The 21,295-nt window shown below is 61.7% G+C and carries 18 protein-coding genes; 10 read left to right on the top strand and 8 right to left on the bottom strand.

The window, feature by feature from the left end; all coding sequences use genetic code 11:
* Window positions 1-72: 72 nt before the first annotated feature.
* Complete coding sequence (locus tag ACXADQ_RS20115) at window positions 73-627, bottom strand: EF-hand domain-containing protein (RefSeq protein WP_475325670.1); 555 nt, start codon at window positions 625-627, stop codon at window positions 73-75.
* A gap of 240 nt (window positions 628-867) precedes the next feature.
* On the opposite strand from ACXADQ_RS20115, the gene ACXADQ_RS20120 reads away from it, so the two are divergent.
* Both ACXADQ_RS20120 and ACXADQ_RS20125 read left to right on the top strand, forming a co-directional pair.
* Window positions 868-1,254, top strand: coding sequence for a DUF983 domain-containing protein (locus ACXADQ_RS20120; protein ID WP_475325675.1), 387 nt, complete (start codon window positions 868-870; stop codon window positions 1,252-1,254).
* A gap of 20 nt (window positions 1,255-1,274) precedes the next feature.
* Complete coding sequence (locus ACXADQ_RS20125) at window positions 1,275-1,982, top strand: NUDIX hydrolase (RefSeq protein ID WP_475325678.1); 708 nt, start codon at window positions 1,275-1,277, stop codon at window positions 1,980-1,982.
* Here the strand turns inward: ACXADQ_RS20125 and ACXADQ_RS20130 are convergent.
* The gene (locus tag ACXADQ_RS20130; protein WP_475325680.1) at window positions 1,945-2,844 is read right to left on the bottom strand and encodes an EamA family transporter; all 900 of its coding nucleotides are present in this window, start codon (window positions 2,842-2,844) and stop codon (window positions 1,945-1,947) included. The two genes, ACXADQ_RS20125 and ACXADQ_RS20130, sit on opposite strands and share 38 nt — an antisense overlap.
* 66 nt (window positions 2,845-2,910) lie before the next feature.
* Window positions 2,911-3,957, bottom strand: coding sequence for an aldo/keto reductase (locus ACXADQ_RS20135; RefSeq protein WP_475325683.1), 1,047 nt, complete (start codon window positions 3,955-3,957; stop codon window positions 2,911-2,913).
* 304 nt (window positions 3,958-4,261) lie between these two features.
* Between ACXADQ_RS20135 and metG the strand changes: the two genes are divergently transcribed.
* Both metG and ACXADQ_RS20145 read left to right on the top strand, forming a co-directional pair.
* On the top strand, window positions 4,262-5,974 hold the full coding sequence (gene metG, locus ACXADQ_RS20140) for a methionine--tRNA ligase (RefSeq protein WP_475325686.1): 1,713 nt from the start codon (window positions 4,262-4,264) through the stop codon (window positions 5,972-5,974).
* 72 nt (window positions 5,975-6,046) lie between these two features.
* Window positions 6,047-7,582, top strand: coding sequence for an acetolactate synthase large subunit (locus ACXADQ_RS20145; RefSeq protein WP_475325688.1), 1,536 nt, complete (start codon window positions 6,047-6,049; stop codon window positions 7,580-7,582).
* A gap of 69 nt (window positions 7,583-7,651) precedes the next feature.
* On the opposite strand, the gene ACXADQ_RS20150 is transcribed toward ACXADQ_RS20145, so the two are convergent.
* The 3 genes from ACXADQ_RS20150 to glpD all read right to left on the bottom strand — a co-directional run bounded on the left by ACXADQ_RS20150 (window position 7,652) and on the right by glpD (window position 11,295).
* On the bottom strand, window positions 7,652-8,158 hold the full coding sequence (locus ACXADQ_RS20150; protein ID WP_475325692.1) for an alkylphosphonate utilization protein: 507 nt from the start codon (window positions 8,156-8,158) through the stop codon (window positions 7,652-7,654).
* A 63-nt stretch (window positions 8,159-8,221) separates the two neighbouring features.
* Window positions 8,222-9,712: a glycerol kinase GlpK gene (gene glpK, locus ACXADQ_RS20155; protein WP_475325696.1), complete on the bottom strand. Its 1,491-nt coding sequence runs from the start codon at window positions 9,710-9,712 to the stop codon at window positions 8,222-8,224.
* Window positions 9,713-9,750: 38 nt separating this feature from the next.
* Window positions 9,751-11,295: a glycerol-3-phosphate dehydrogenase gene (gene glpD / locus ACXADQ_RS20160; protein ID WP_475325700.1), complete on the bottom strand. Its 1,545-nt coding sequence runs from the start codon at window positions 11,293-11,295 to the stop codon at window positions 9,751-9,753.
* 240 nt (window positions 11,296-11,535) lie between these two features.
* Here glpD and ACXADQ_RS20165 point away from each other — a divergent pair, with 240 nt between their 5' ends.
* From ACXADQ_RS20165 to ACXADQ_RS20190, 6 genes are all read left to right on the top strand, one after another.
* Window positions 11,536-12,966 carry a circularly permuted type 2 ATP-grasp protein gene (locus ACXADQ_RS20165; RefSeq protein WP_475325704.1) on the top strand — a complete coding sequence of 477 codons (1,431 nt, stop codon included), beginning with the start codon at window positions 11,536-11,538 and terminating at the stop codon, window positions 12,964-12,966.
* A 4-nt stretch (window positions 12,967-12,970) separates the two neighbouring features.
* On the top strand, window positions 12,971-13,912 hold the full coding sequence (locus ACXADQ_RS20170) for an alpha-E domain-containing protein (protein WP_475325706.1): 942 nt from the start codon (window positions 12,971-12,973) through the stop codon (window positions 13,910-13,912).
* Window positions 13,913-13,917: 5 nt separating this feature from the next.
* Window positions 13,918-14,733 (top strand): transglutaminase family protein, encoded by an 816-nt coding sequence (locus tag ACXADQ_RS20175; protein ID WP_475325708.1) that lies wholly within the window; start codon window positions 13,918-13,920, stop codon window positions 14,731-14,733.
* Between the two features lie 31 nt (window positions 14,734-14,764).
* The gene (locus ACXADQ_RS20180) at window positions 14,765-15,502 is read left to right on the top strand and encodes a proteasome-type protease (protein ID WP_475325713.1); all 738 of its coding nucleotides are present in this window, start codon (window positions 14,765-14,767) and stop codon (window positions 15,500-15,502) included.
* 162 nt (window positions 15,503-15,664) lie between these two features.
* Window positions 15,665-16,624: an efflux RND transporter periplasmic adaptor subunit gene (locus ACXADQ_RS20185; RefSeq protein ID WP_475325715.1), complete on the top strand. Its 960-nt coding sequence runs from the start codon at window positions 15,665-15,667 to the stop codon at window positions 16,622-16,624.
* On the top strand, window positions 16,617-19,817 hold the full coding sequence (locus ACXADQ_RS20190) for an efflux RND transporter permease subunit (protein ID WP_475325720.1): 3,201 nt from the start codon (window positions 16,617-16,619) through the stop codon (window positions 19,815-19,817). The genes ACXADQ_RS20185 and ACXADQ_RS20190 overlap by 8 nt, the downstream gene beginning before the upstream one ends.
* A gap of 100 nt (window positions 19,818-19,917) precedes the next feature.
* Here ACXADQ_RS20190 and ACXADQ_RS20195 read toward each other — a convergent pair whose 3' ends face one another.
* Both ACXADQ_RS20195 and ACXADQ_RS20200 read right to left on the bottom strand, forming a co-directional pair.
* A complete protein-coding gene (locus ACXADQ_RS20195; protein WP_475325724.1) occupies window positions 19,918-20,586 on the bottom strand; it encodes a DNA-3-methyladenine glycosylase I in 669 nt (222 codons plus the stop codon).
* Between the two features lie 57 nt (window positions 20,587-20,643).
* Window positions 20,644-21,231 carry a riboflavin synthase gene (locus ACXADQ_RS20200; RefSeq protein ID WP_475325728.1) on the bottom strand — a complete coding sequence of 196 codons (588 nt, stop codon included), beginning with the start codon at window positions 21,229-21,231 and terminating at the stop codon, window positions 20,644-20,646.
* Between the last annotated feature and the right edge of the window lie 64 nt (window positions 21,232-21,295).

The following is a 21,295-nucleotide window of genomic DNA, read 5'->3' on the forward strand; positions in this document are numbered from 1 at the left end:
CCTTTTGCCGTATCCTTTCGGCACGCGCCGGGCAATCCCTGCCCGGCGCAATCGTCACGAAATCCGTTCGGATTATTCTGCGGGCATCGGCGGCATCGGGCGCTCACCACCATGACCATGACCCTGACCACCGCCATGGCGCATCATCTTGCCTTCACCAGGCCCGTGCTTTTGCATGCGCTTTTCAAGCTTAGCGAATTCTTCGGCCGAGATAGCACCGTCATCGTCGGCATCCAGGCGGTCGAACATGCGGCCTTGCTTCTTGGGCTGCATTTCTTCCAGGCTCAGGACACCATCATCGTTCGTGTCGCGATCAACGATCATGTGCTTGGCGCGCTTGGTCAGACGATCCGCTTGTTTGGCCTGCATTTCGGCGGCGATTTCCTCGGCGCTCAGCGCGCCGTCACCATTGGTGTCGGTCTTGTCAAACCGCGCTTTGAAATGAGCGGCGACCTCGTCGGGCGTGATCTTGCCATCAGCGTTGGTGTCGACTTCTTCAAAGTTCAGCATTGGACCGCGCGGACCGGGATGACCCCCCATGCGGTCCTTGCCAAAAGCCATCGCGGTGCCTGCACCGATGGTCAGGGTCAGCACGGCGGCGGTCGAAATCAGAATTGCACGTTTCATTGTGTTGTCTCCAGTTTGTGTCTTGCTCGAGAAACCGGCCTCTTGGCCTGTTTTCTGATCACTAAACGGGGTGACTGGGGGTTTCCGTCGGCTCGGTCGCGAAAAACTTGCGACCTCACGCGCCTGTGATCGACAGGGTCCGCGCAGATTTGCGACATCGGGACGCAAGGACAAAGCGTCGACTTTAATTTGTTGACAGGGTTCCCCACTTTGACCGGTCTAGGGATACGCGAGGGAACTATGACTGACACTGCTTACATCGAGGAGCGCGCGACGTGGCCTGCCCTGGTCAACGGCTGGAAGCGCAAATGCCCCTGCTGCGGCAACGGGCCCATGCTCAAGGGCTATCTGACCGTGCGCAAATCCTGCCCGGTCTGCAAAGAAGAGTTTCACCATCACCGCGCCGATGACGGCCCGGCCTATCTGACGATCCTGATCGTCGGCAAGATCATGGTGCCGCTGATGTTCGTGGTGTATCAGGCCTGGCGCCCCGAGCCCCTGATCCTGTTTACGATCTTCGCTATTGGCACGGTGCTTATGTCGCTCTACCTTCTTCCTCGGTTGAAGGGGGCCACGATCGGGTTCCAATGGGCACGTGGGATGCACGGGTTCGGCGGAACCAGATAGGCTCTCTGCGAGGAGGGACTATGACAATTGACAAAACCGCGATCCGCAACGCGGCCACGGTGATCGTGTTGCGGGATCGAACCAGCGATCCTCATGTGCTGATGGGGCAACGCGGGGCCAAGGCGGCCTTTATGCCCAACAAATTCGTGTTTCCCGGCGGGGCCGTGGATGCAGAGGATGCCGCGATCCCTCTGGCGACGCAAATGCCAGAGGTATGCAGCGCCCGTCTGCGCGAAGACGCAGCCCAGGACCTGACCCATGCGTTGTCTGTCGCTGCGATCCGCGAGTTGTGGGAAGAAACCGGGTTGATCCTGGGCCAGAAGGGCAGCTGGGATGTTGCTCCGCCCGACGATTGGGCCACGTTTGCGGCCACGGGCCATCTGCCCGCAGCCCATCCGCTGCAATTCGTGTTTCGCGCGATCACGCCGCCGGGGCGGCCACGCCGGTTTGACGCGCGGTTTTTCCTGATTGATGCGGATGAGATTGCCAGTGATCTGGATGATTTCGGCGCCGCCTGCGACGAGCTTTCGCACCTGCAATGGATCCCGCTGCCCAAGGTGCGCGAATTCGATCTGCCATTTATCACCGAGGTCGTTCTGGCCGAGGTCGCCGCGCGCGCCCACGATCTGACCCCGCCCGACAGCGTGCCATTCTTTAAGAACAACGAAGAAGCCAACCTGTTCCTGCGCCTCAAAGGAGTAGGACCAATGACAGGACGCTCGCACTGATCAGGGCAATCCCGGCGATCTCGCGCCGGGTGATCTGCTCTTTGAAGAACAGAACCGAGGCCGCGATCGAGAAAATCACCTCGACCTGACCGACGGCGAAAACATAGGCTGCGTTCATCAGGGTAAAGGCGGTGAACCAGCCCAGACTGCCGCCCAGCCCGGCCAATCCCATCCAGACCGAGGTGCGCCAGGACTCCAAAACGCGGGTCAGTTCGCCCGGTTCGCGCAGGCGCAGCCACAGGCTCAGGCCCAGCGCCTGGGTGGTCGTCACGCATCCCAGGGCCACCAAGGCCCGCATCAAGGGATCATCGCTGCCGACCTCCAGCGTGGCGCCGCGATAGCCCACGGCGGACACCGCGAAGAACGCGCCAGACAACAGCCCCAGCCCCGCGCCCTTGTTCAGGAACCGTTTCAGGCCCGCGGCCTCGCCCTGTTTGTGATCCGACAGCACCAAGACCCCGACCAGCCCCAACAAAATCGCAACCAAGCCGCCCAGCGAGATACGATCACCCAGCACCAGAAACCCCACCAAAGCGGTTTGCACAGTCTCGGTTTTCTTAAACGTGATCCCAACAGCAAAATTGCGCTGTGCGAACAGGGCCACCACGCACCATGTCGCCAAGATCTGCGATACGGCCCCCGTCAGCGCAAATGGCACAAAGCGCGGACCGATTTCGGGAAGCCCCTGCCCTCGCCACCACACATACCCAACGGCCAGGCTGACCACAAACGGCGCGGAATACAGGAACCGCGCCAGCGTCGCCCCGCCCGACGACAGGGTGCCCATCGCCAGCATTTTCTGCAGCATGAACCGCAGGGTTTGAAACGCCGCCGCCGCGATGGAAATCAGAACCCAACTCATGTCATCTCACCCAAACAAATGGGCCGGAGCAATCGCCCCGGCCTTCTTTTTCTCTTTGACATCCAATCAATAGGGCATTGGATGCGCCTTGTGAGCCTGGTCCAGCTCGGCCAGAACGTCCGGGCCAAGTACAGTGTCGGCCCCATCCAGAATATGCTCCAGCTGGGCCAAGGTCGTCGCCCCGAAAATCACCGATGTCATGAAGGGGCGCGTACAGCACCAGGCCAGCGCCATTTGCACCGGGTCCAGCCCATGCCGCGCAGCAATGGCCAGATAGGCCTGTACCGCCGGATACACCCGGTCCGTGTTGCGCCCGCCAAGTTCGGGCACCAGGCTCTTGCGCGAGGCTTCGGGCACCGCGCCATCCTGGTACTTGCCCGTCAACAGACCAGCCGCCAGCGGGGAAAAGGACAACAGGCCCACATCCTCGTTCGCGGCCATCTCGGCCATATCGGTATCAAACAGGCGACACAGCAGCGAATATTCATTCTGCACCGAGGCCGGACGCGGCCCGCCGTGCTTCTCGGCCATCATCGCCCACATGGTACAGCCCCAGGCGCTCTCGTTGGACAGGCCAAAATGGCGGATATTGCCTTTGTCCACCTGCTTTTGCAGCGCGTCCAGACAATCCTCCATATGGGCCATCGTCTCTGCGCGTGATTGCGAGGACGGATCATAGGCCCAGTTTTTACGGAACATATAGCTGCCGCGATTGGGCCAATGAAACTGATAGAGGTCGATATAGTCGGTCTGCAGCCGCTTCAGCGAGCCTTCGACGGTGCTGGCGATGGTCTTGGAACTGATCGCCTCGCCATCCCGCACGGCGGCCAAACCTTCGCCCGAGTGCTTCGTCGCCAGAATATACTCGCCCCGACGCGACGGATTGGCCGCGTGCCAGGTGCCCAGAATTTCTTCGGTGCGTCCCACGGTTTCCTTAGACACGGGGTTCACCGGATACATCTCCGCCGTGTCCACAAAATTGATCCCGCGCTCCAGCGCCATGTCCATCTGGGCATGCCCCCCGGCCTCGGATGTCTGAGTACCGAAAGTCATCGTGCCCAGGCACAATTCCGACACCTGCAACCCGGTACGCCCCAGTGCATTGGTTTTCATCTTCCTGCTCCTCGCATGCAACTTTAAGGGAAAGATACCGCGTCATTTTCAAAAGACCAGAAGCTGAAAGGAGTTTACAGGAAAGATTGGGGGCCAGCCCCCAAACCCCCGGAGTATTGTCAGAGCAAAGAAGACAGGGTGATCCGGCACGTCACATATCGGCACGACACGAGACCGCAGCCGGAGGCGAGGATCGAGATATCCTGTGCGCGCGTCAGCGCGCTCCTTTTGAAAAGAGTTGAAGGCTGGCACCCGGACGTGGCTTGCGCTAAGGAGGCATCAAACGCATCGAAGGGCAAGCGATATGGCACGTCATCTGATCACCTCGGCAATCCCATACATCAACGGGATCAAGCATTTGGGTAACCTTGTGGGCTCGCAATTGCCGGCCGATCTGTTTGCCCGATATCAGCGCGCCCGTGGGAATGAGGTTTTGTTCCTGTGCTCGACCGACGAACATGGCACCCCGGCCGAGCTGGCCGCGGCCAAGGCTGAACAGCCCGTGGCCGAATATTGCGCTGAGATGCACGAGGTTCAGGCCAAGATCGCCGAAGGGTTCCGCCTGTCCTTTGACCATTTTGGTCGGTCTTCCAGTGCTGAAAACCACGCTCTGACTCAGCATATGGCCGGCAAGCTGGCCGAAAACGGCCTGATCCGCGAAGTCACTGAAAACCAGATGTATTCCAAGGCCGATGGCCGGTTCCTGCCTGACCGCTATATCGAAGGCACCTGCCCCAATTGCGGTTTCGAAAGCGCGCGTGGGGATCAGTGTGACAACTGCACCAAGCAGCTGGACCCGGTCGAGCTGATCAATCCGCATTCGACCATCAGCGGCTCGACCGATCTGGAGATGCGCGAGACCAAGCATCTGTATCTGCGCCAATCCGAAATGAAGGATCAGCTAGAGGAATGGATCGACACCCGTCAGGGCTGGCCGGTTCTGACCACCTCGATCGCCAAGAAATGGCTGAATGATGGTGATGGGCTGCAGGATCGCGGCATCACCCGCGATCTGGACTGGGGTATTCCCGTCAAGAAGGGCGATGAGGACTGGCCCGGCATGGAGGGCAAGGTCTTCTACGTTTGGTTCGACGCCCCCATCGAATATATCGCCTGTGCTCAGGAATGGGTGAATGCCGGCAAGGGCGACGACTGGGCCCGCTGGTGGCGCACCGATAAAGGTGCGGATGACGTGACCTATACCCAGTTCATGGGCAAGGATAACGTTCCCTTCCATACGCTGAGCTTCCCCGCCACGATGCTGGGCTGCGGCGAACCGTGGAAGCTGGTCGATTACATCAAGTCTTTCAACTACCTGAACTATGACGGGGGCCAGTTCAGCACCTCGCGCGGGCGCGGTGTCTTCATGGATCAGGCGCTGGAGATCCTGCCTGCCGATTACTGGCGCTGGTGGCTGCTGAGCCACGCGCCCGAAAGCTCGGACAGCGAATTCACCTGGGAGAATTTCCAGGGCTCGGTGAACAAGGACCTGGCTGACGTGCTGGGCAACTTTGTCAGCCGGATCACCAAGTTCTGCCGTTCGAAATTCACCGAGGCCGTGCCCGAAGGCGGCAGCTTTGGCGCGGCCGAAGAGGCCCTGATCGCCGATCTGACCAGCAAAATCCGTGCTTACGAGCAGTTCATGGAGGACAAAGAGGTCCGCAAGGCTGCGCAGGAATTGCGCTCGATCTGGGTGGCGGGCAATGAATACCTGCAAGCCGCCGCGCCGTGGTCGACCTTTAAAACCGACCCCGAACAGGCGGCCGCGCAAGTGCGTCTGGGCCTGAACCTGATCCGGCTCTATGCGGTTCTGTCCGCGCCTTTCATCCCCGATGCCAGCGCCGCGATGCTGGCCGCGATGCAGACCCGCGATGACAGCTGGCCCGATGATGTGTCCGCCGCGCTGAACGCCCTGCCCGCGGGCCATGCCTTCACCGTGCCCGATGTGCTGTTCAGCAAGATCACGGACGAGCAGCGTGAAGATTGGCAGGAACGCTTTGCCGGGGTGCGGACCTAAGGACCTGACGGCACGCTTGGCCTTGGCCCAGAAACATGCAAACTCCCTCTCATAGCGAGAGGGAGTTTTTTCATGAACGGAGCCGAGGCCCTGGTCCAAAGTCTGCTGCGCGCAGGCATCGACACATGTTTCGCCAATCCGGGCACGTCCGAGATGCATTTTGTCGCCGCGCTGGACCGCCATCCCGGCATGCGCTGCGTTCTGGGCCTGTTCGAAGGCGTGGTCACCGGTGCCGCCGATGGCTATGGCCGGATGATGGACAAGCCCGCGGTGACTCTGCTGCATTGCGGCCCCGGCCTGACCAATGGCATGGCCAACCTGCACAACGCGCGCCGCGCCAACACGCCCGTGCTGAACCTGATTGGCGATCAGGCCGATAGTATCGTGGCCCAGGACCCGCCGCTGACCGCTGATACCACGGCACTGGCGCAAACCCTCTCGGTCTGGACCCGCCGCAGCAACGATCCGGCCCGCGTGTCCGCTGATGCGATGGAGGGCATCCGCGCCAGCATGGAAGCCCCCGGCGTGGCCTCGCTGATCCTGCCCTCGGATGCGGCCTGGACCGAGGGCGGCCAGATCGCCGACTACCTGCCTCCTGCTGCTCCGACGGGCCCCACAGGATTGGCCGTGGATCGCGCCGCGCAAATGCTGACCAATGGCAAGAAAACCGTGCTGCTGCTGTCCAACCGCGCCCTGCGCGCGGCCCCGCTGGAAATTGCAGGCCGCATCGCCCACAAAACCGGCGCGCGCCTGATGACCCTGTCACAGATCCCGCGCCTTCAGGCGGGGCGCGGCCGCGTCCCCGTGGAACGCATCCCCTACAATGTCGACCTCTCGATCAAGGCCCTGGCGGGCACCGAGCAAATCATCCAGATCGGCGCGCGCGAGCCGGTCAATTTCTTCGCCTATCCCGGCAAACCCAATACACCCATGCCGGAAGGGTGCGAATGCCTGATGGTGACCCGCCCCAACCAGGACCACAAGGCCGCGCTGGACGCGATCGCCCAGGCAGTGGGCGCCAAAACCGCCGCCCCCCTGCCTGACCGGCCCGATAACGGCACCCTGACGGGCAAGCCAACACCGGAACTGCTGGGCGCCGCGATCCAACAAACCCTGCCGGAAAACGCGATCATCGTCGACGAAAGCATCAGCTATGGCCGCGCGCTTCTGCCCTCGTTCTGGACGGCCGCGCCGCATGATTACCTGCACCTGAATGGCGGCTCGATTGGCCTGGGCATCCCCATGGCCACCGGCGCCGCCGTCGCCTGCCCCGACCGCCGCGTGGTGGCGCTTCAAGCCGACGGCTCGGCGCTCTACACACTCCAAGGCCTGTGGACCCAGGCCCGCGAAGACCTGAACGTCACCACCGTCCTGCTGTCAAACCGCAGCTACGCCATCCTCCAAGGCGAAATGACCGCCGTCGGGGCCACAGTGGGCGCTGCCGCGGACGAGCTGTTCAACCTCGACCGCCCCGCCCCTGACTGGCTGTCCATCGCCAAAGGCTTTGGCATCCCGGCAACCCGCACCGAAACCATCGAGGCCCTGATTGACCAGATCCAACGGGCCAACGCCACCCCCGGCCCCAGCCTGATCGAGCTCTGCATCTAGCCCGCTTTTTCTTGGCCCCAATACCCCGGGGTGAATGCGCCGCAGGCGCAGAGGGGCAGCGCCCCTCGCTCAGGTTTTCTTGACAAACTGCGTCAGGATCACGATGCGCTGGCCCTCGACCCGGCCCTCGATCTGGCCGGCATTATCGGGCACCAGGGAAATATTGCGCACCGCCGTACCACGCTTGGCGGTAAACCCCGCGCCCTTCACGGGCAGGTCTTTGATCAGAACCACGCTGTCCCCTTGCGCCAAAAGCGCCCCATTGCTGTCGCGGTGTTCGATTTGGTCTGCCTCTAGCCCTGCTTCGGCCCAGGCCAACACCTCGGGCTCCAGATAGGCGATGTCCAGCAGGTCCGTCGCCCAGGCCGCGCCCAGCTTGTGCAACAGGCGAAAGGCCGTCACCTGCGTGGCCGCATCGGTGCTCCAGATCGCGTCGTTCAGACATTGCCAGTGGGGCCCATCCTCGGGCTGCCCGGTAACACCCTTTGCGCATTGCGCACAGAGCAAGATGGTTTCGTCACGCGGAGCAACGGTGAATTCCGAGGCGTCATCTGCGCCACATAGCTGACAGGTCATCCTGGCCTCCTGAGGTTCGTGGGCCTTATGACTCCCGACATCACGGGTGTCGAGCGAAACCGCCTAAACATCCATCGCAGCGGCGACAGCGCGCTGCCATCGGGCGTATTTGGTGTCGCGCGGGATCGTGGCCATGTTCGGGTCAAACCGGCTCTCGGCCTTCCAGCGGGCTGCGAATCCAGCCTGATCGGGATACAGACCGGCGCGCATTCCGGCCAGCCAGGCCGCCCCCAGCGCCGTGGTTTCCAAAACCTTGGGCCGATCCACGGGCGCGCCCAGAATGTCGGCCAGAAACTGCATCGTCCAATCCGAGGCCGCCATCCCTCCATCCACCCGTAACACGGTTTCGGCTGCGCCGGGCCAATCGGCCTGCATGGCCTCCAGCAAGTCGCGCGTTTGCAAACCAACGCTTTCCAGCGCCGCGCGGGCAAATTCGGCAGGCCCCGAGTTGCGCGACAGCCCAAACACCGCCCCGCGCGTTTGGGGCGACCAATAGGGCGCGCCAAGCCCGGTAAAGGCTGGCACGATGATAAGGTCCTGTTCTGGATCGGCGCGTTCAGCCATGGGGCCCGTTTGGCTGGCTTTATCGATGATCCCCAGCCCGTCGCGCAACCACTGCACCACCGCGCCCGCGATAAAAATCGCGCCCTCAAGCGCATAGGTCCGCCGCCCCTCCAGTTGATAGGCCACCGTGGTCAGCAGACGGTTTTCCGACAAAACCGGCGTGTCCCCGGTATTGAGCAACGCAAAACAGCCCGTTCCATAGGTGGACTTCATCATCCCGGGCTGGAAACAGGCTTGTCCGATCGTGGCGGCCTGTTGGTCTCCGGCAACGCCCAGAATGGGCGTCTGTCCGCCCAGCAAATCGGTCACGCCGAAATCTGCGGCACAATCCCGGATATCGGGCAACAGCGACCGGGGGATGTCCAGCAAAGCGCAAATCTCTGGGCTCCAGTCACCGCTGTGCAGATCATACAGCATGGTGCGCGCAGCGTTGGTGGCATCGGTGGCATGGACGCGCCCATTGGTCAGTTTCCAGATCAAAAAGCTGTCCACGGTGCCAAAGCGCAATTGCCCGGCATTGGCACGCTCACGCGCGCCGTCGACATTCTCCAGCAGCCATTTCAGCTTGGTCGCGGAAAAATAGGGGTCCAACAGCAATCCGGTGCTTTGGCGGATCATGTCCTCATAGCCCGCCTCGCGCAGCTGAGCACACAAATCAGCGGTGCGCCGGTCCTGCCAGACGATGGCGTTGTGCAGGCATTCACCTGTGTCGGCGTCCCACAGCAGCGTCGTTTCGCGCTGGTTGGTGATGCCGATGCCTGCGATATCGGTGGCGCTCAACCCGGCCCGATCCAGCGCCGACAGCGCCGAGCGGCGCGTCGTCTGCCAGAGGTCTTCGGGATCGTGTTCAACCCAGCCCGAGGTCGGGAAATGCTGAGGGAACTCTTCTTGACCGACAGAAACCACCTGCATCTGTGCGTCAAACACGATCGCGCGTGACGACGTGGTCCCCTGATCCAGCGCCAGAATATAGCCCGGTTGCGATGTCATGTGCTGCCCTCCCTCTTGCGCCCAATCTGGCGCAGAAATCAAGCGGGGGCCAGCGTTTCGCGCAGGAAACGGTCGACTTCGGCGGTCTGCAGCGGCGTCATCACCAGCCCCAATTTCGAGCGCCGCCACAAAACGTCGTCAGCCGTGCGCGCGAATTCATGGGTGATCATCCAGCGCAGTTCGGCCTCGGACAGGCCAGCGCCGAAATCCTGACCCAGATCCGAGCGCACCTTGGCTCGGCCCAGAATGTCCCAGGCTTCGGTTCCATAGGCGCGAAACAGTCGCTGCGCCTGTTTCGGCGTCAAAAACGGATAATCCGCGCGCAGGGCGCTGGTGCGGGTTTCGACCTCGGCCAGGGGGAAATCGCCTCCGGGCAAGGGCACACGCGCCGTCCAGGCGGCGTCCATCGCAGGGAAAAACGGTGCCAGCTTGGCCAGCGCATGTTCGGCCAGTTTGCGGTAGGTCGTGATCTTGCCGCCAAAGACCGACAGGATCGGCGGGCCCGCGGCATCCAGCGTCAGAACATAGTCGCGCGTGGCCGCCTGCGCCGCATTCGCCCCGTCATCATACAAGGGCCGCACCCCGGAAAAGCTGTGCACGATGTCCTCTGGCCCCAGCGGTTGCGCCAGATAGCGGTTGATGAAGCCCAGCAGATAGTCGCGCTCGGCCTCGGTCAGTTCAGGCGGCGTGTCCGGCCCGGGATGATCCATGTCCGTTGTGCCGATCAGGGTGAAATCCTGCTCGTAGGGAATGGCGAAAATGATCCGCCCGTCCGGGCCTTGCAAGAAATAGCTGCGGTCATGATCGGCAATGCGCGGCACAATGATGTGACTGCCCCGCACCAGACGCACCTTGGCGGTGGCCTTGGCCTCGGTGCGCCCCAGCACCTGTTCCACCCAAGGCCCGGCGGCATTCACCAAGGCACGGGCGCGAAACGCGCCCTGATCGGTCTCGATCACCCAGTGACCCTCGGCGCGGTGCGCGCCAAGCACCTGTGTCCCCACCATGATTTGCGCGCCCTTGGCCTGCGCGTCGCGGGCATTCAGCACGACCAGACGCGAATCCTGTACCCAGACATCCGAATATTCAAAGGCGCGGCTGAACTTGGTCATCAGCGCAGCGCCCGCAGGATCATTGGCAAGGGTCAGGCTGCGGGTCGGCGGCAAATCCTTGCGCCCGCCCATATGGTCATACAGGAACAGGCCCAGGCGGATGATCCAATCGGGGCGCCGCCCCTTCAGCCAGGGCATCACCCATCCCAACAGGCGCGAGGTGGGCGTTTCCCCCTGAAACCGCATCTCGGGTGACAGCGGCAGAACAAAGCGCATCGGCCAGGCGATATGAGGCATGGCGGCCAGCAGGCGCTCGCGCTCGATCAGGGCTTCGCGCACCAGGCGGAACTCGAAATACTCCAGATAGCGCAGCCCGCCGTGAAACAGCTTGGTCGAGGCCGAAGAGGTGGCGCAGGCCAGATCGCCCTGTTCGGCCAGGGCCACGCGCAGCCCCCGCCCGGCCGCATCCCGCGCGATGCCGCAGCCATTCACACCACCGCCAATCACGAACAGATCATAAATGTCGTCCATCTGCCTCTCCGCAGGCCCTGATCATCCATTCCTGCGCCGCCGTTTGGCGCCGGTCAAGCGACCCGCAACGTCATCCGCACAGGTTTCACGAAACTGTCACCAGACACCCGCACGACCTGAATGATTAAAAAACAGGCACACCGAACGATCTTGCCAAGAATTTAGACGCGCCTCCCTTGTACATCCCGCGCTAACAGCTTCAAATCGAGTCACTTTTTAACTCTCGACACACGCGGGATCATGGACACGAAACCAAGCTTTTTTGACGAGATGTACGACGGTTCCGGCGCACCGCGCGATCCGTACAGCCTCTACAGCGAATGGTTCGGCCAGGAAGACCTCAAGCATCTGCGCAATAAATCGCAAGAAGCCGAAGCGTTCTTTCGCCGGATCGGTATCACCTTCAATGTGTATGGCCAACAGGAGGCGGACGAACGTCTGATCCCCTTTGATATTGTGCCGCGCATCATCTCGGCCCGCGAATGGGCGCGCCTGGAACAGGGGATCGAACAACGTGTACGCGCGATCAACGCGTTTCTGTATGACATCTATCACCGACAGGAAATCCTGCGTGCCGGGCGTGTCCCGACCGAGCTGATCGCCAAGAACGAGGCCTTCCTGCCGCAGATGGTTGGGGTGAACCCGCCCGGTGGCGTCTATACCCATATCGTGGGCACCGATCTGGTCCGCACGGGCGAGAATGAATTTTATGTGCTCGAGGACAACGCGCGCACCCCGTCCGGTGTCAGCTATATGCTGGAAAACCGCGAAACCATGCTGCAGATGTTCCCCGAGCTGTTCACCAAGCTGAAGGTGCGGCCGGTCTCCTCGTATCCGCAAAGCCTGCGCCGTTCCCTGTCGGCCTGTGCGCCGCCTGCCTTTGACGGGGACCGCCCCGAGGTCGCTGTACTGACCCCCGGGATTTACAACTCGGCCTATTTCGAGCACGCCTTCCTTGCTGATCAGATGGGCGCCGAGCTGGTCGAAGCCCATGATCTGCGCATCGTTGACGGGCGCGTCTGCATGCGCACCACGCGCGGGTACAAGGCAATTGATGTTCTGTATCGCCGCGTGGATGACGAATATCTGGATCCGCTGAACTTCAACCCGGATTCGATGCTGGGCGTGCCGGGCATCATGGATGTCTATCGCGCGGGCGGCATCACCATCGCCAATGCGCCGGGCACCGGGATCTCGGACGATAAGGCGCTGTATTCCTACATGCCTGATATCGTTGAGTTTTATACCGGTGAAAAGGCGATCCTGCAGAACGTGCCGACCTGGCGCTGCTCCGAAGAGGACAGTCTGAAATACGTGCTGGATAACCTGGCCGAACTGGTGGTGAAAGAGGTCCACGGATCGGGCGGATACGGCATGTTGGTCGGCCCCGCCGCCAGCAAACGCGAATTGGCCGCGTTCGAAAAGAAACTGCGTGCCAAGCCTGCGAACTATATCGCCCAGCCGACGCTGGCCCTGTCCACCGTGCCGATCATGGCGAAAAAGGGCCTGGCCCCGCGTCACGTGGATTTACGCCCCTTCGTGCTTGTCTCGCCGGGCAAGGTGCATATCACACCGGGCGGTTTGACACGCGTGGCGCTGAAAGAAGGCTCTTTGGTTGTGAACTCGTCGCAGGGCGGTGGAACCAAGGACACATGGGTGTTGGGGGACTAAGACAATGCTGGGAAAAACGGCTGGCGGGCTCTTTTGGATGTTCCGCTATATCGAACGCTGCGAAAATACCGCGCGCCTGCTGGATGCGGGCTGGCGTATCTCGTTGAACCGCACGGGCGGGGACGAAGGCGAATGGGAAAGCGTGATCAACACGGCTGGCATTCGGTTCCTGTACGAAGAAAAGTATCAGGATTTCGAAGCGCGCAACGTGATCAATTTCCTGCTGCGCGACCCGGACAATCCGTCCTCGGTTCTGTCGGCGATCGGGCTGGCCCGGTCCAACGCGCGGCTGGTGCGCACGGCCTTGTCCGCCGAGGTCTGGGAGGCTGTGAACGAATACTGGATGACGATGAAGGCCCTGCTGGCCCGCCCCGTCACCGAAAAAAACCTGGCGCAGGTGCTATCGGAAATCCGCAACCGCACCGCCATCGTGCGCGGCACGTTGCATGGCACCATGCTGCGCAATGACATCTATAATTTCTGCCGATTGGGCACCTTTTTGGAACGCGCCGACAACACCGCGCGGATTCTGGATGTGAAATACTATGTGCTGTTGCCGTCGGCCTCGTTCGTGGGCTCGTCCATGGACAACACGCAATGGGAAAACATCCTGCGCTCGGTCGGGGCGGAGCGTTCATTTACCTGGCTCAGCGGCGGAGAAACCACGCCCACAGCCATCGCCGATTTCCTGATCCTGGACCGACGGATGCCGCGCAGTCTGGCCTTTTGCCATTCCAAGATCAAAGAGAACCTCGAGCATCTGGAAAGCGATTACGGCACCCGCCAACCTTGCCAGGACGAGGCCGAAACCTGCGTCGCGCGTTTTAAGAACCGAAAGGTGGCCGATGTCCTAGAGGAAGGGCTGCACGAGTATCTTGAAAGCTCGATCCACGAAACCGCGATGCTGGCCAGCCAGATCGAACAAGACTTCCGCTTTTACGGCTGACCCCAATGAAACTGACGATTTCTCACGTATCTACATACACTTACGATAGCCCCGATGCCTATGCTCTGCTGCAATTGCGGCTGAAACCGCGCGACGGCCACGGACAGTTGGTTGAACAATGGGCCACGCAAATTCAGGGTGGCACACGGCAGTTGGGCTTTGACGATGAATACGGCAACCACGTCGATCTGATCCTTGTGGACCCAGACGCGACCAGCGTGACCATCAGTTGCGAAGGCACAGTGTCTGTCGAAGATCGCGCGGGCGTGGTGGGGACGCACAAAACCTGCACCCCGCTGTGGATGTACAAGGCCGCAACGCCACTGACCGCCCCTGGCAAATCCCTGCGCAAATTGGTATCACAGACCAAGGCCAAAGCCGACGAAGACACCCTGCCCCATATGCACCGCTTATCGGCTGCAATCGCCGAAAAGGTCGCCTATGAAACCGGCCAGACCGACGCCGCAACCACGGCCGAGGCCGCCTTGGCCGCAGGTCACGGGGTGTGCCAGGATCACGCTCATATCATGATCGCTGCGGCACGGATGTTCGGCCTGCCGGCGCGGTATGTCTCGGGCTATTTGATGATGGATGATCGGGTTGAACAGGACGCCACCCATGCCTGGGCCGAGGTCTGGATCAAGGGGCTGGGCTGGGTTGGGTTTGATATCTCGAACGCGATTTGCCCGGATGATCGCTATGTCCGCGTGGCCGTTGGGCGCGATTATCGCGATGCGGCACCAATTCATGGCATTCGACACGGGTCAGGCAGCGAAGATCTTCACGTTGCCTTGAAAGTTCAGAGCCAGACTGATCAATAGTGTCATCACTTAAGAATCGGACCCGAAAAATATGACTTACTGCGTTGGCCTTTGTCTGGATCATGGAATGGTCTTCATGTCCGATACACGCACCAACGCGGGTGTCGATAACATCTCGACCTTCAAAAAGATGACCACCTGGGAAGTCCCTGGCGAGCGCGTCATCACGATCATGAGCGCGGGCAACCTGGCCACCACACAGGCGGTGATCAGTATCCTGTCCGAGCGCTCCAAAGAGGTTTCGGAACGTGATCCTGACATCCTGTCGGCCAAATCCATGTTCCAGGTGGCCACGCTGGTGGGGCGCACGTTGAAAGAGGTCATTGCCTCGAACGCCGATGCCGGTCAACGGGCTGACAGCGCCTTTAACGCGACGCTGCTGGTTGGTGGTCAGGTGGGTGACGGTGAAATGCGCCTGTTCCTGATCTACCCCGAGGGCAATTTCGTCGAGGCGGGTGAGGACACGCCGTTCTTCCAGATCGGCGAAACCAAATATGGCCGTCCCATCATCCTGCGCGCCTACGAGCCTGACATGTCCTTTGAAGAGGCCATCAAGCTGCTGCTGGTCAGCTTTGATTCCACGATCAAGGCCAATCTGTCGGTTGCGCCGCCGCTGGATGTGCATGTCTATGAAAAAGACAGCATGAAGACCGGCCGCACTTTCCGGGTCGAGGCCGACGACCCCTATTTCAACAAAATTTCGAATGGGTGGGGCGATGCGCTGCGCGAGGCGTTTACCATGCTGCCCGAGTTCACCTTCGACGACTGACGTTTGACCTGGCGCAAGGCGCGCTGGGGTCCTTCTGTACAGTAATGTTTCTGGTCTGCCCCCGGTGGAAAGCACATTGGGGGTTGAAATATTGGCTGCCCAATCATATTCCATAGTCAGAATATGATTTCACTGCCCCCAAGCGTCGAAAGGACCCCACTGATGAAACGCCTGATGACTGTCATTTTCCTGGGGCTGTTGCCGTCCGTCGGTGCGGCCGAGGATTTCGCTCTGCATCCCAGCCCCGTCACTGAATGGAAAGCCGTCTATGGCCGGATCGAGGCGCGCGACCGCGTGCCGGCCCGCGCACGGATCGGCGGAACACTGGTGCAGCTGGACATTTCAGAGGGCGATCTGGTCGAGGCCGGACAGACCTTGGCCACCATCGTGGATGAAAAACTGGATTTTCAACTGGGGGCGATTGATGCCCAGCTGGCCTCGCTGGAATCCCAATTGGAAAACGCCCAGACCGAATTGAAACGCGGTGAAGAGCTGCTGGCGCGCGGTGTGACCACCGTTCAGCGGCTGGATGCCCTGCGCACTCAGGTTGATGTGTTGGAGGGCCAGATCGAGGCCACCACCGCCAACCGCCGCGTCATTGAACAACAGGCCGCCGAGGGCACCATTCTGGCCCCCGCCGCAGGCCGCGTGTTGGATGTGCCGGTCACCAAGGGCGCCGTTCTGATGCCGGGCGAGGCCGTGGCCACGGTTGGCGGCGGCGGGTTCTTCCTGCGTCTGGCCATCCCGGAACGCCACGCCACTGCGCTGACGGTCGGGGCGGACATCCAGATCGAAGGCAGCACGGGCACCCTGGCCCGCATCTATCCGCAGATCGAAAACGGCCGGGTGATCGCGGATGTCGAGGTCACCGGCCTGTCGGACGAATTCGTCGATGCGCGTGTTCTGGTGCGTATTCCGGTGGGCGAGCGTATGGCTCTGGTGATCCCGCAGGACCGCCTGATCACACGCCAAGGGCTTGATTTCGTGGCCGTTCTGCAAGACGGCGCGCCGATCCTGAAAACTGTTGTCCCCGGTGTCGCCCAGGATGGGATGGTCGAAATTCTGACCGGCCTGAATGCCGGTGACGTGTTGACCGAACCCAAAGAGGCCCGCCATGAGTAAGTCACAAAAACTGGGCATTGCGGGTGGCTTGACCCGCGCTTTTATCACCTCTCCGCTGACGCCGCTGTTCATTATCGCCGCGCTGGCCGTGGGGATCGTGGCCCTGATCACCCTGCCGCGCGAGGAAGAGCCGCAAATCTCGGTTCCCTTGGTCGATATCCACCTGCAAGCCCCCGGCCTCAAGGCCCCGGACGCTGTCAAACTGGTGACCGAACCGATGGAGACCATCGTCAAAGGCATCAACGGCGTGGAACATGTCTACTCGCAAACCGAGGATGACGGCGCCATGGTCACCGCGCGGTTCGTCGTGGGCACGTCCTCGGATGCTGCGATCCTGCGGGTACACGACAAGATTCGCGCCAATATGGATCGCATCCCAGTGGGCATCCCCGAACCTCTGATCGTGGGGCGTGGGATTGATGACGTGGCGATTGTCTCGCTGACGCTGTCGCCCAAGCCGGGCAACGACGGCGTCACCGCCAATGACCTGACCCGCATCGCGCGTGAATTGCGCGCTGAGGTGTCCAAAATCGGCGACGTGGGCCTGACCTATCTGGTTGGCGAGGCCCCTGAGGCAATCCGCGTGACGCCCGACCCGGACCGGCTGGCGCTGTACGGGGTGACGCTGCAACAACTGGTCGGCAAGGTGCAGGGCGCGAATAAATCCCTGAACACCGGCAAGCTGCGCGACAACGGCCAGATGATCGACCTGGTGGCGGGTGAAACCCTGACTTCTCCGGCGGAAATCGCCAGCCTGCTGGTCACCACCCGCGATGCGCGCCCTGTCTATGTCAGCGACGTGGCGGATGTGGAATTTATCGGCGATACCTCGGACCAGATCGTGGCCAATGTCAGCAAACATGACGGGCAGGTCTACCGTGCGCCTGCCGTTACCCTGGCCGTGGCCAAACGCGCCGGGGCCAATGCCGTGGTCGTCGCCGAGGAAATCCTGCACAAGGTCCACGCGGCCCAAGGGCACTTGATCCCCGACACGATCGAGGTACAGATCACCCGCGACTATGGCGAAACCGCCAATGAAAAGGCCAACGAGCTGCTGTTCCACCTTGGTCTGGCGACTGTCTCGATCATCGGGCTGGTGCTGCTGGCCATCGGCTGGCGCGAATCCATCGTTGTGGCCATCGTCATCCCCGTGACCATCCTGCTGACGCTGTTTGCGGCCTGGATCATGGGCTACACGCTGAACCGGGTGTCGCTGTTCGCGCTGATCTTTTCCATCGGGATTCTGGTGGATGACGCCATCGTGGTGATCGAAAACATTGCCCGCCACTGGGGCATGAAAGACGGGCGTGACCGTAAGATCGCCGCGATTGATGCGGTGGCCGAGGTTGGCAACCCCACAATCGTCGCCACGCTGACCGTTGTGGCCGCCCTGTTGCCGATGCTGTTCGTGTCGGGGCTGATGGGCCCTTATATGTCGCCGATTCCGGCCAACGCCTCGGCCGCGATGATCTTTAGCTTTTTCGTGGCGGTGATGATCACGCCCTGGCTGATGCTGAAAATCGCAGGCAAGGCACCCGCCCATGCCGAGAGCAGCGATCACACAGGCCATGACGGCGGCATGATGGGCCGCGCCTATGCCGCCATCGCCCGCCCCGTGCTGAAATCCAAGGGCATCAGCCTGGCCTTTCTGCTGATCACGGCGGTGCTGTCCTTCGGCTCTTTGGGCGCGCTCTATACCAAGGACGTGACGGTTAAACTGCTGCCGTTTGACAATAAATCCGAACTCTCGGTGGTCATCGACATGCCCGAGGGCACATCCGTTGAACAAACCGATGCCGTGGCTCAGGCCGTCGCCCGCAAGGTGATGGACCTGCCCGAGGTGCTCTCGGCGCAGACCCATGCAGGCTCGGCTGCGCCCTTTAATTTCAATGGCTTGGTGCGGCACTATTATCTGCGCGCACGGCCGCATATGGGTGATGTACAGATCCTGCTGACCCCCAAACATGACCGCGAACGCTCCAGCCACGAGCTGGCGCTGGAGATCCGCCAGATGATTGACCAGATCGACCTGCCCGCCGGGACCAGCCTGAAAACGGTTGAACCCCCGCCCGGACCGCCGGTGATGGCCACCCTGCTGGCCGAGGTCTATGGCCCCACCCCCGAGGCCCGTCGCGAGGCGGCCAGCAAAATCCGCGCGGCCTTTGAAACCGTGCCCTACGTGGTCGACGTGGACGACAGTTTCGGCACCCAACCCCGGCGTCTGCGCGCCACGGTCAACACTGACAATCTGGAGTTCTTCCAGGTCCAGGAACAGGACGTGTTCGACACGATCGCCCTGCTGAACGCGGGCCAAACCGTGGGCTATTCGCATCGCGGCGAGGGACGCCACCCGATCCCAATCCTGATCCAGCGGGACAAGGGGCTGCGGGTGCTGGATGAAACCTTCCTCTCCACCCCCATCCCCGCCAACGTCCTGCCCGGCGCACGCGGCGTGGTGGAGCTGGGCGACGTGATCGAGGTCACCGAAGAATACGCCTCCTTCCCGATCTTCCGCCACAACGGGCGCTACGCCGAAATGGTCACGGCCGAGCTGGCCGGCGATTTCGAGGCCCCGCTTTATGGCATGATCGACGTCGCCGCCGCGCTGGATGACATGGACTGGACGACCGGCACCAAACCCGCGATCAGCCTCTACGGCCAGCCACAGGACGAATCCCAAACCACCCTGCTGTGGGATGGCGAATGGGAGGTCACCTATGTCACCTTCCGCGATATGGGCGCGGCCTTCGGCGTGGCCTTGCTGGGCATCTACATCCTGGTGGTCGCTCAATTTGGCAGCTTTCGCCTGCCGCTGGTGATCCTGACGCCGATTCCGCTGACCTTTCTGGGCATCATCTTCGGCCACTGGCTGTTCGGCGCGCCCTTCTCGGCCACCTCGATGATCGGCTTCATCGCCCTGGCCGGGATCATCGTCAGAAACTCGATCCTGCTGGTTGACTTCATCCGCCACGCCGATGACAGCCAGGGCAAGGTTCAGGTGCTGATCGATGCGGGCGCCATCCGCTTCAAACCGATCCTGCTGACGGCTATCGCCGCCATGATCGGCGCGGTGGTGATCCTGGCCGACCCGATCTTCCAGGGCCTTGCCATCTCGCTGCTGTTCGGCCTGCTCACCTCGACCCTGCTGACCGTGCTGGTGATCCCCGCCATCTACCGGGTCTTCAAAACCTGACCCCAAAGCGGGGCGTCGAAAACATTCCCACTGCGCCCCGCTTCTTTGCTCTGAAAATACTCAAAACCAAGCCTCACCGGCCGCGCACCGGCGCGCCTGATCACCCAACACTCATCGCCAGAACCTGGCTGATCTGCGTCATCGGACGCCCCGACTGATCATGCCAGGTGTTGAACGCCCCCTGCACCGCCTTCATCGCGGTTTTCGAGCTCGGCGCCTTGTCCACCACGCCCTCAGCAATCAACCGCTTCACCACATCGCCCGAGGTCACATAGGCATCCCAGCCCATCACCCGCAGCACCCGCATAGCTGTATTTCCACCCAGATGCGCGCCGCGCTTGCCCAGCATGGCCACCAGATCGGCCTGTTCCTCAACCGGCCAATGGGCCAGATGGGCGCTCACGTCCCCGGTTTCGGCCTGCAAATCCCGCAACATCCGCGCGTTGTTGATCACCGACTGGATCTTGCGCCCGTTGCGCACGATGCCTGTGTCAGCCAGCAACCGATCCATGTCCTCGTCATGATAAAAGGCCACGCGGTCCACGTCGAATTCATCAAAGGCCGCGCGAAATCCGGGCCATTTGTTTTCGATCACCGTCCAGCTGAACCCCGCCTGAAACACCGCGCGGGCCATTTCCTGCAACCAATCGCTAGCCGGGCGCGCGGCCAATTCCGCAACCGACACGGGGGATTTCAGCATCCCCTCCAACGCCTCGACCCCACCTTTTCGGTCAGCCGCTATCTGAAAAATCTCGTCAAATGAACGCATCTCGCCCTCCTGTTCGCGAACAGTTTAGGGCGTGCGCCGGATCAGGCCAGAGGAAACTCAGCCAAAATCCCGCAGCCGCGCCACATAGCGGGCCAGGGTGTCGATCTCCAGATTGATCCGATCCCCGACAGCCACATCGCCCCAGGTGGTCATGTCCTTGGTATGCGGGATGAAGTTGATGCCGAAGTCACAGCCCTCGACCTCGTTCACGGTCAGCGAGGTGCCATTCAGCGCGACCGAGCCCTTGGGCGCGATATATTTCGCCAGCGCTTCGGGCGCGCGCAGGGTCACGCGGGTGCTGTCACCCTCGTCCACCATGGCGACCACCTGGGCCACGCCATCCACATGGCCCGACACGATATGCCCGCCCAGCTCGTCGCCCACTTTCAGCGCGCGTTCCAGGTTCACGCGGCGGCCCACGGTCCAGTCGCCCAGATTGGTTTTGGACACGCTTTCGGCCGAGATTTCCACATCGTACCAATCGGCGCCCTTTTCGATCACGGTCAGGCACACCCCATCGCTGGCGATCGAGGCGCCCAGGTCCACACCGTCCATCTCATAGCGCGTCTTGATCCGTGCGCGCAGATCGCCACGCTGCTCTAGCTCGGTGATCTCGCCAATATCGGTGATGATGCCTGTGAACATGATCCTGTCCTTTCGATGGGTCCCACATTTCCTATCCATCCCCCCCGCCAAGGGCAAGCACGCG

Source organism: Thalassovita sp. ABM4_323, from assembly GCF_056158665.1.

Excerpts from the sequence above, each read along its gene's own strand:
- ACXADQ_RS20115 (WP_475325670.1), bottom strand. The coding sequence starts at position 627 with ATGAAACGTGCAATTCTGATTTCGACCGCCGCCGTGCTGACCCTGACC.
- ACXADQ_RS20120 (WP_475325675.1), top strand. The coding sequence starts at position 868 with ATGACTGACACTGCTTACATCGAGGAGCGCGCGACGTGGCCTGCCCTG.
- ACXADQ_RS20125 (WP_475325678.1), top strand. The coding sequence starts at position 1,275 with ATGACAATTGACAAAACCGCGATCCGCAACGCGGCCACGGTGATCGTG.
- ACXADQ_RS20130 (WP_475325680.1), bottom strand. The coding sequence starts at position 2,844 with ATGAGTTGGGTTCTGATTTCCATCGCGGCGGCGGCGTTTCAAACCCTG.
- ACXADQ_RS20135 (WP_475325683.1), bottom strand. The coding sequence starts at position 3,957 with ATGAAAACCAATGCACTGGGGCGTACCGGGTTGCAGGTGTCGGAATTG.
- metG (WP_475325686.1), top strand. The coding sequence starts at position 4,262 with ATGGCACGTCATCTGATCACCTCGGCAATCCCATACATCAACGGGATC.
- ACXADQ_RS20145 (WP_475325688.1), top strand. The coding sequence starts at position 6,047 with ATGAACGGAGCCGAGGCCCTGGTCCAAAGTCTGCTGCGCGCAGGCATC.
- ACXADQ_RS20150 (WP_475325692.1), bottom strand. The coding sequence starts at position 8,158 with ATGACCTGTCAGCTATGTGGCGCAGATGACGCCTCGGAATTCACCGTT.
- glpK (WP_475325696.1), bottom strand. The coding sequence starts at position 9,712 with ATGACATCGCAACCGGGCTATATTCTGGCGCTGGATCAGGGGACCACG.
- glpD (WP_475325700.1), bottom strand. The coding sequence starts at position 11,295 with ATGGACGACATTTATGATCTGTTCGTGATTGGCGGTGGTGTGAATGGC.
- ACXADQ_RS20165 (WP_475325704.1), top strand. The coding sequence starts at position 11,536 with ATGGACACGAAACCAAGCTTTTTTGACGAGATGTACGACGGTTCCGGC.
- ACXADQ_RS20170 (WP_475325706.1), top strand. The coding sequence starts at position 12,971 with ATGCTGGGAAAAACGGCTGGCGGGCTCTTTTGGATGTTCCGCTATATC.
- ACXADQ_RS20175 (WP_475325708.1), top strand. The coding sequence starts at position 13,918 with ATGAAACTGACGATTTCTCACGTATCTACATACACTTACGATAGCCCC.
- ACXADQ_RS20180 (WP_475325713.1), top strand. The coding sequence starts at position 14,765 with ATGACTTACTGCGTTGGCCTTTGTCTGGATCATGGAATGGTCTTCATG.
- ACXADQ_RS20185 (WP_475325715.1), top strand. The coding sequence starts at position 15,665 with ATGAAACGCCTGATGACTGTCATTTTCCTGGGGCTGTTGCCGTCCGTC.
- ACXADQ_RS20190 (WP_475325720.1), top strand. The coding sequence starts at position 16,617 with ATGAGTAAGTCACAAAAACTGGGCATTGCGGGTGGCTTGACCCGCGCT.
- ACXADQ_RS20195 (WP_475325724.1), bottom strand. The coding sequence starts at position 20,586 with ATGCGTTCATTTGACGAGATTTTTCAGATAGCGGCTGACCGAAAAGGT.
- ACXADQ_RS20200 (WP_475325728.1), bottom strand. The coding sequence starts at position 21,231 with ATGTTCACAGGCATCATCACCGATATTGGCGAGATCACCGAGCTAGAG.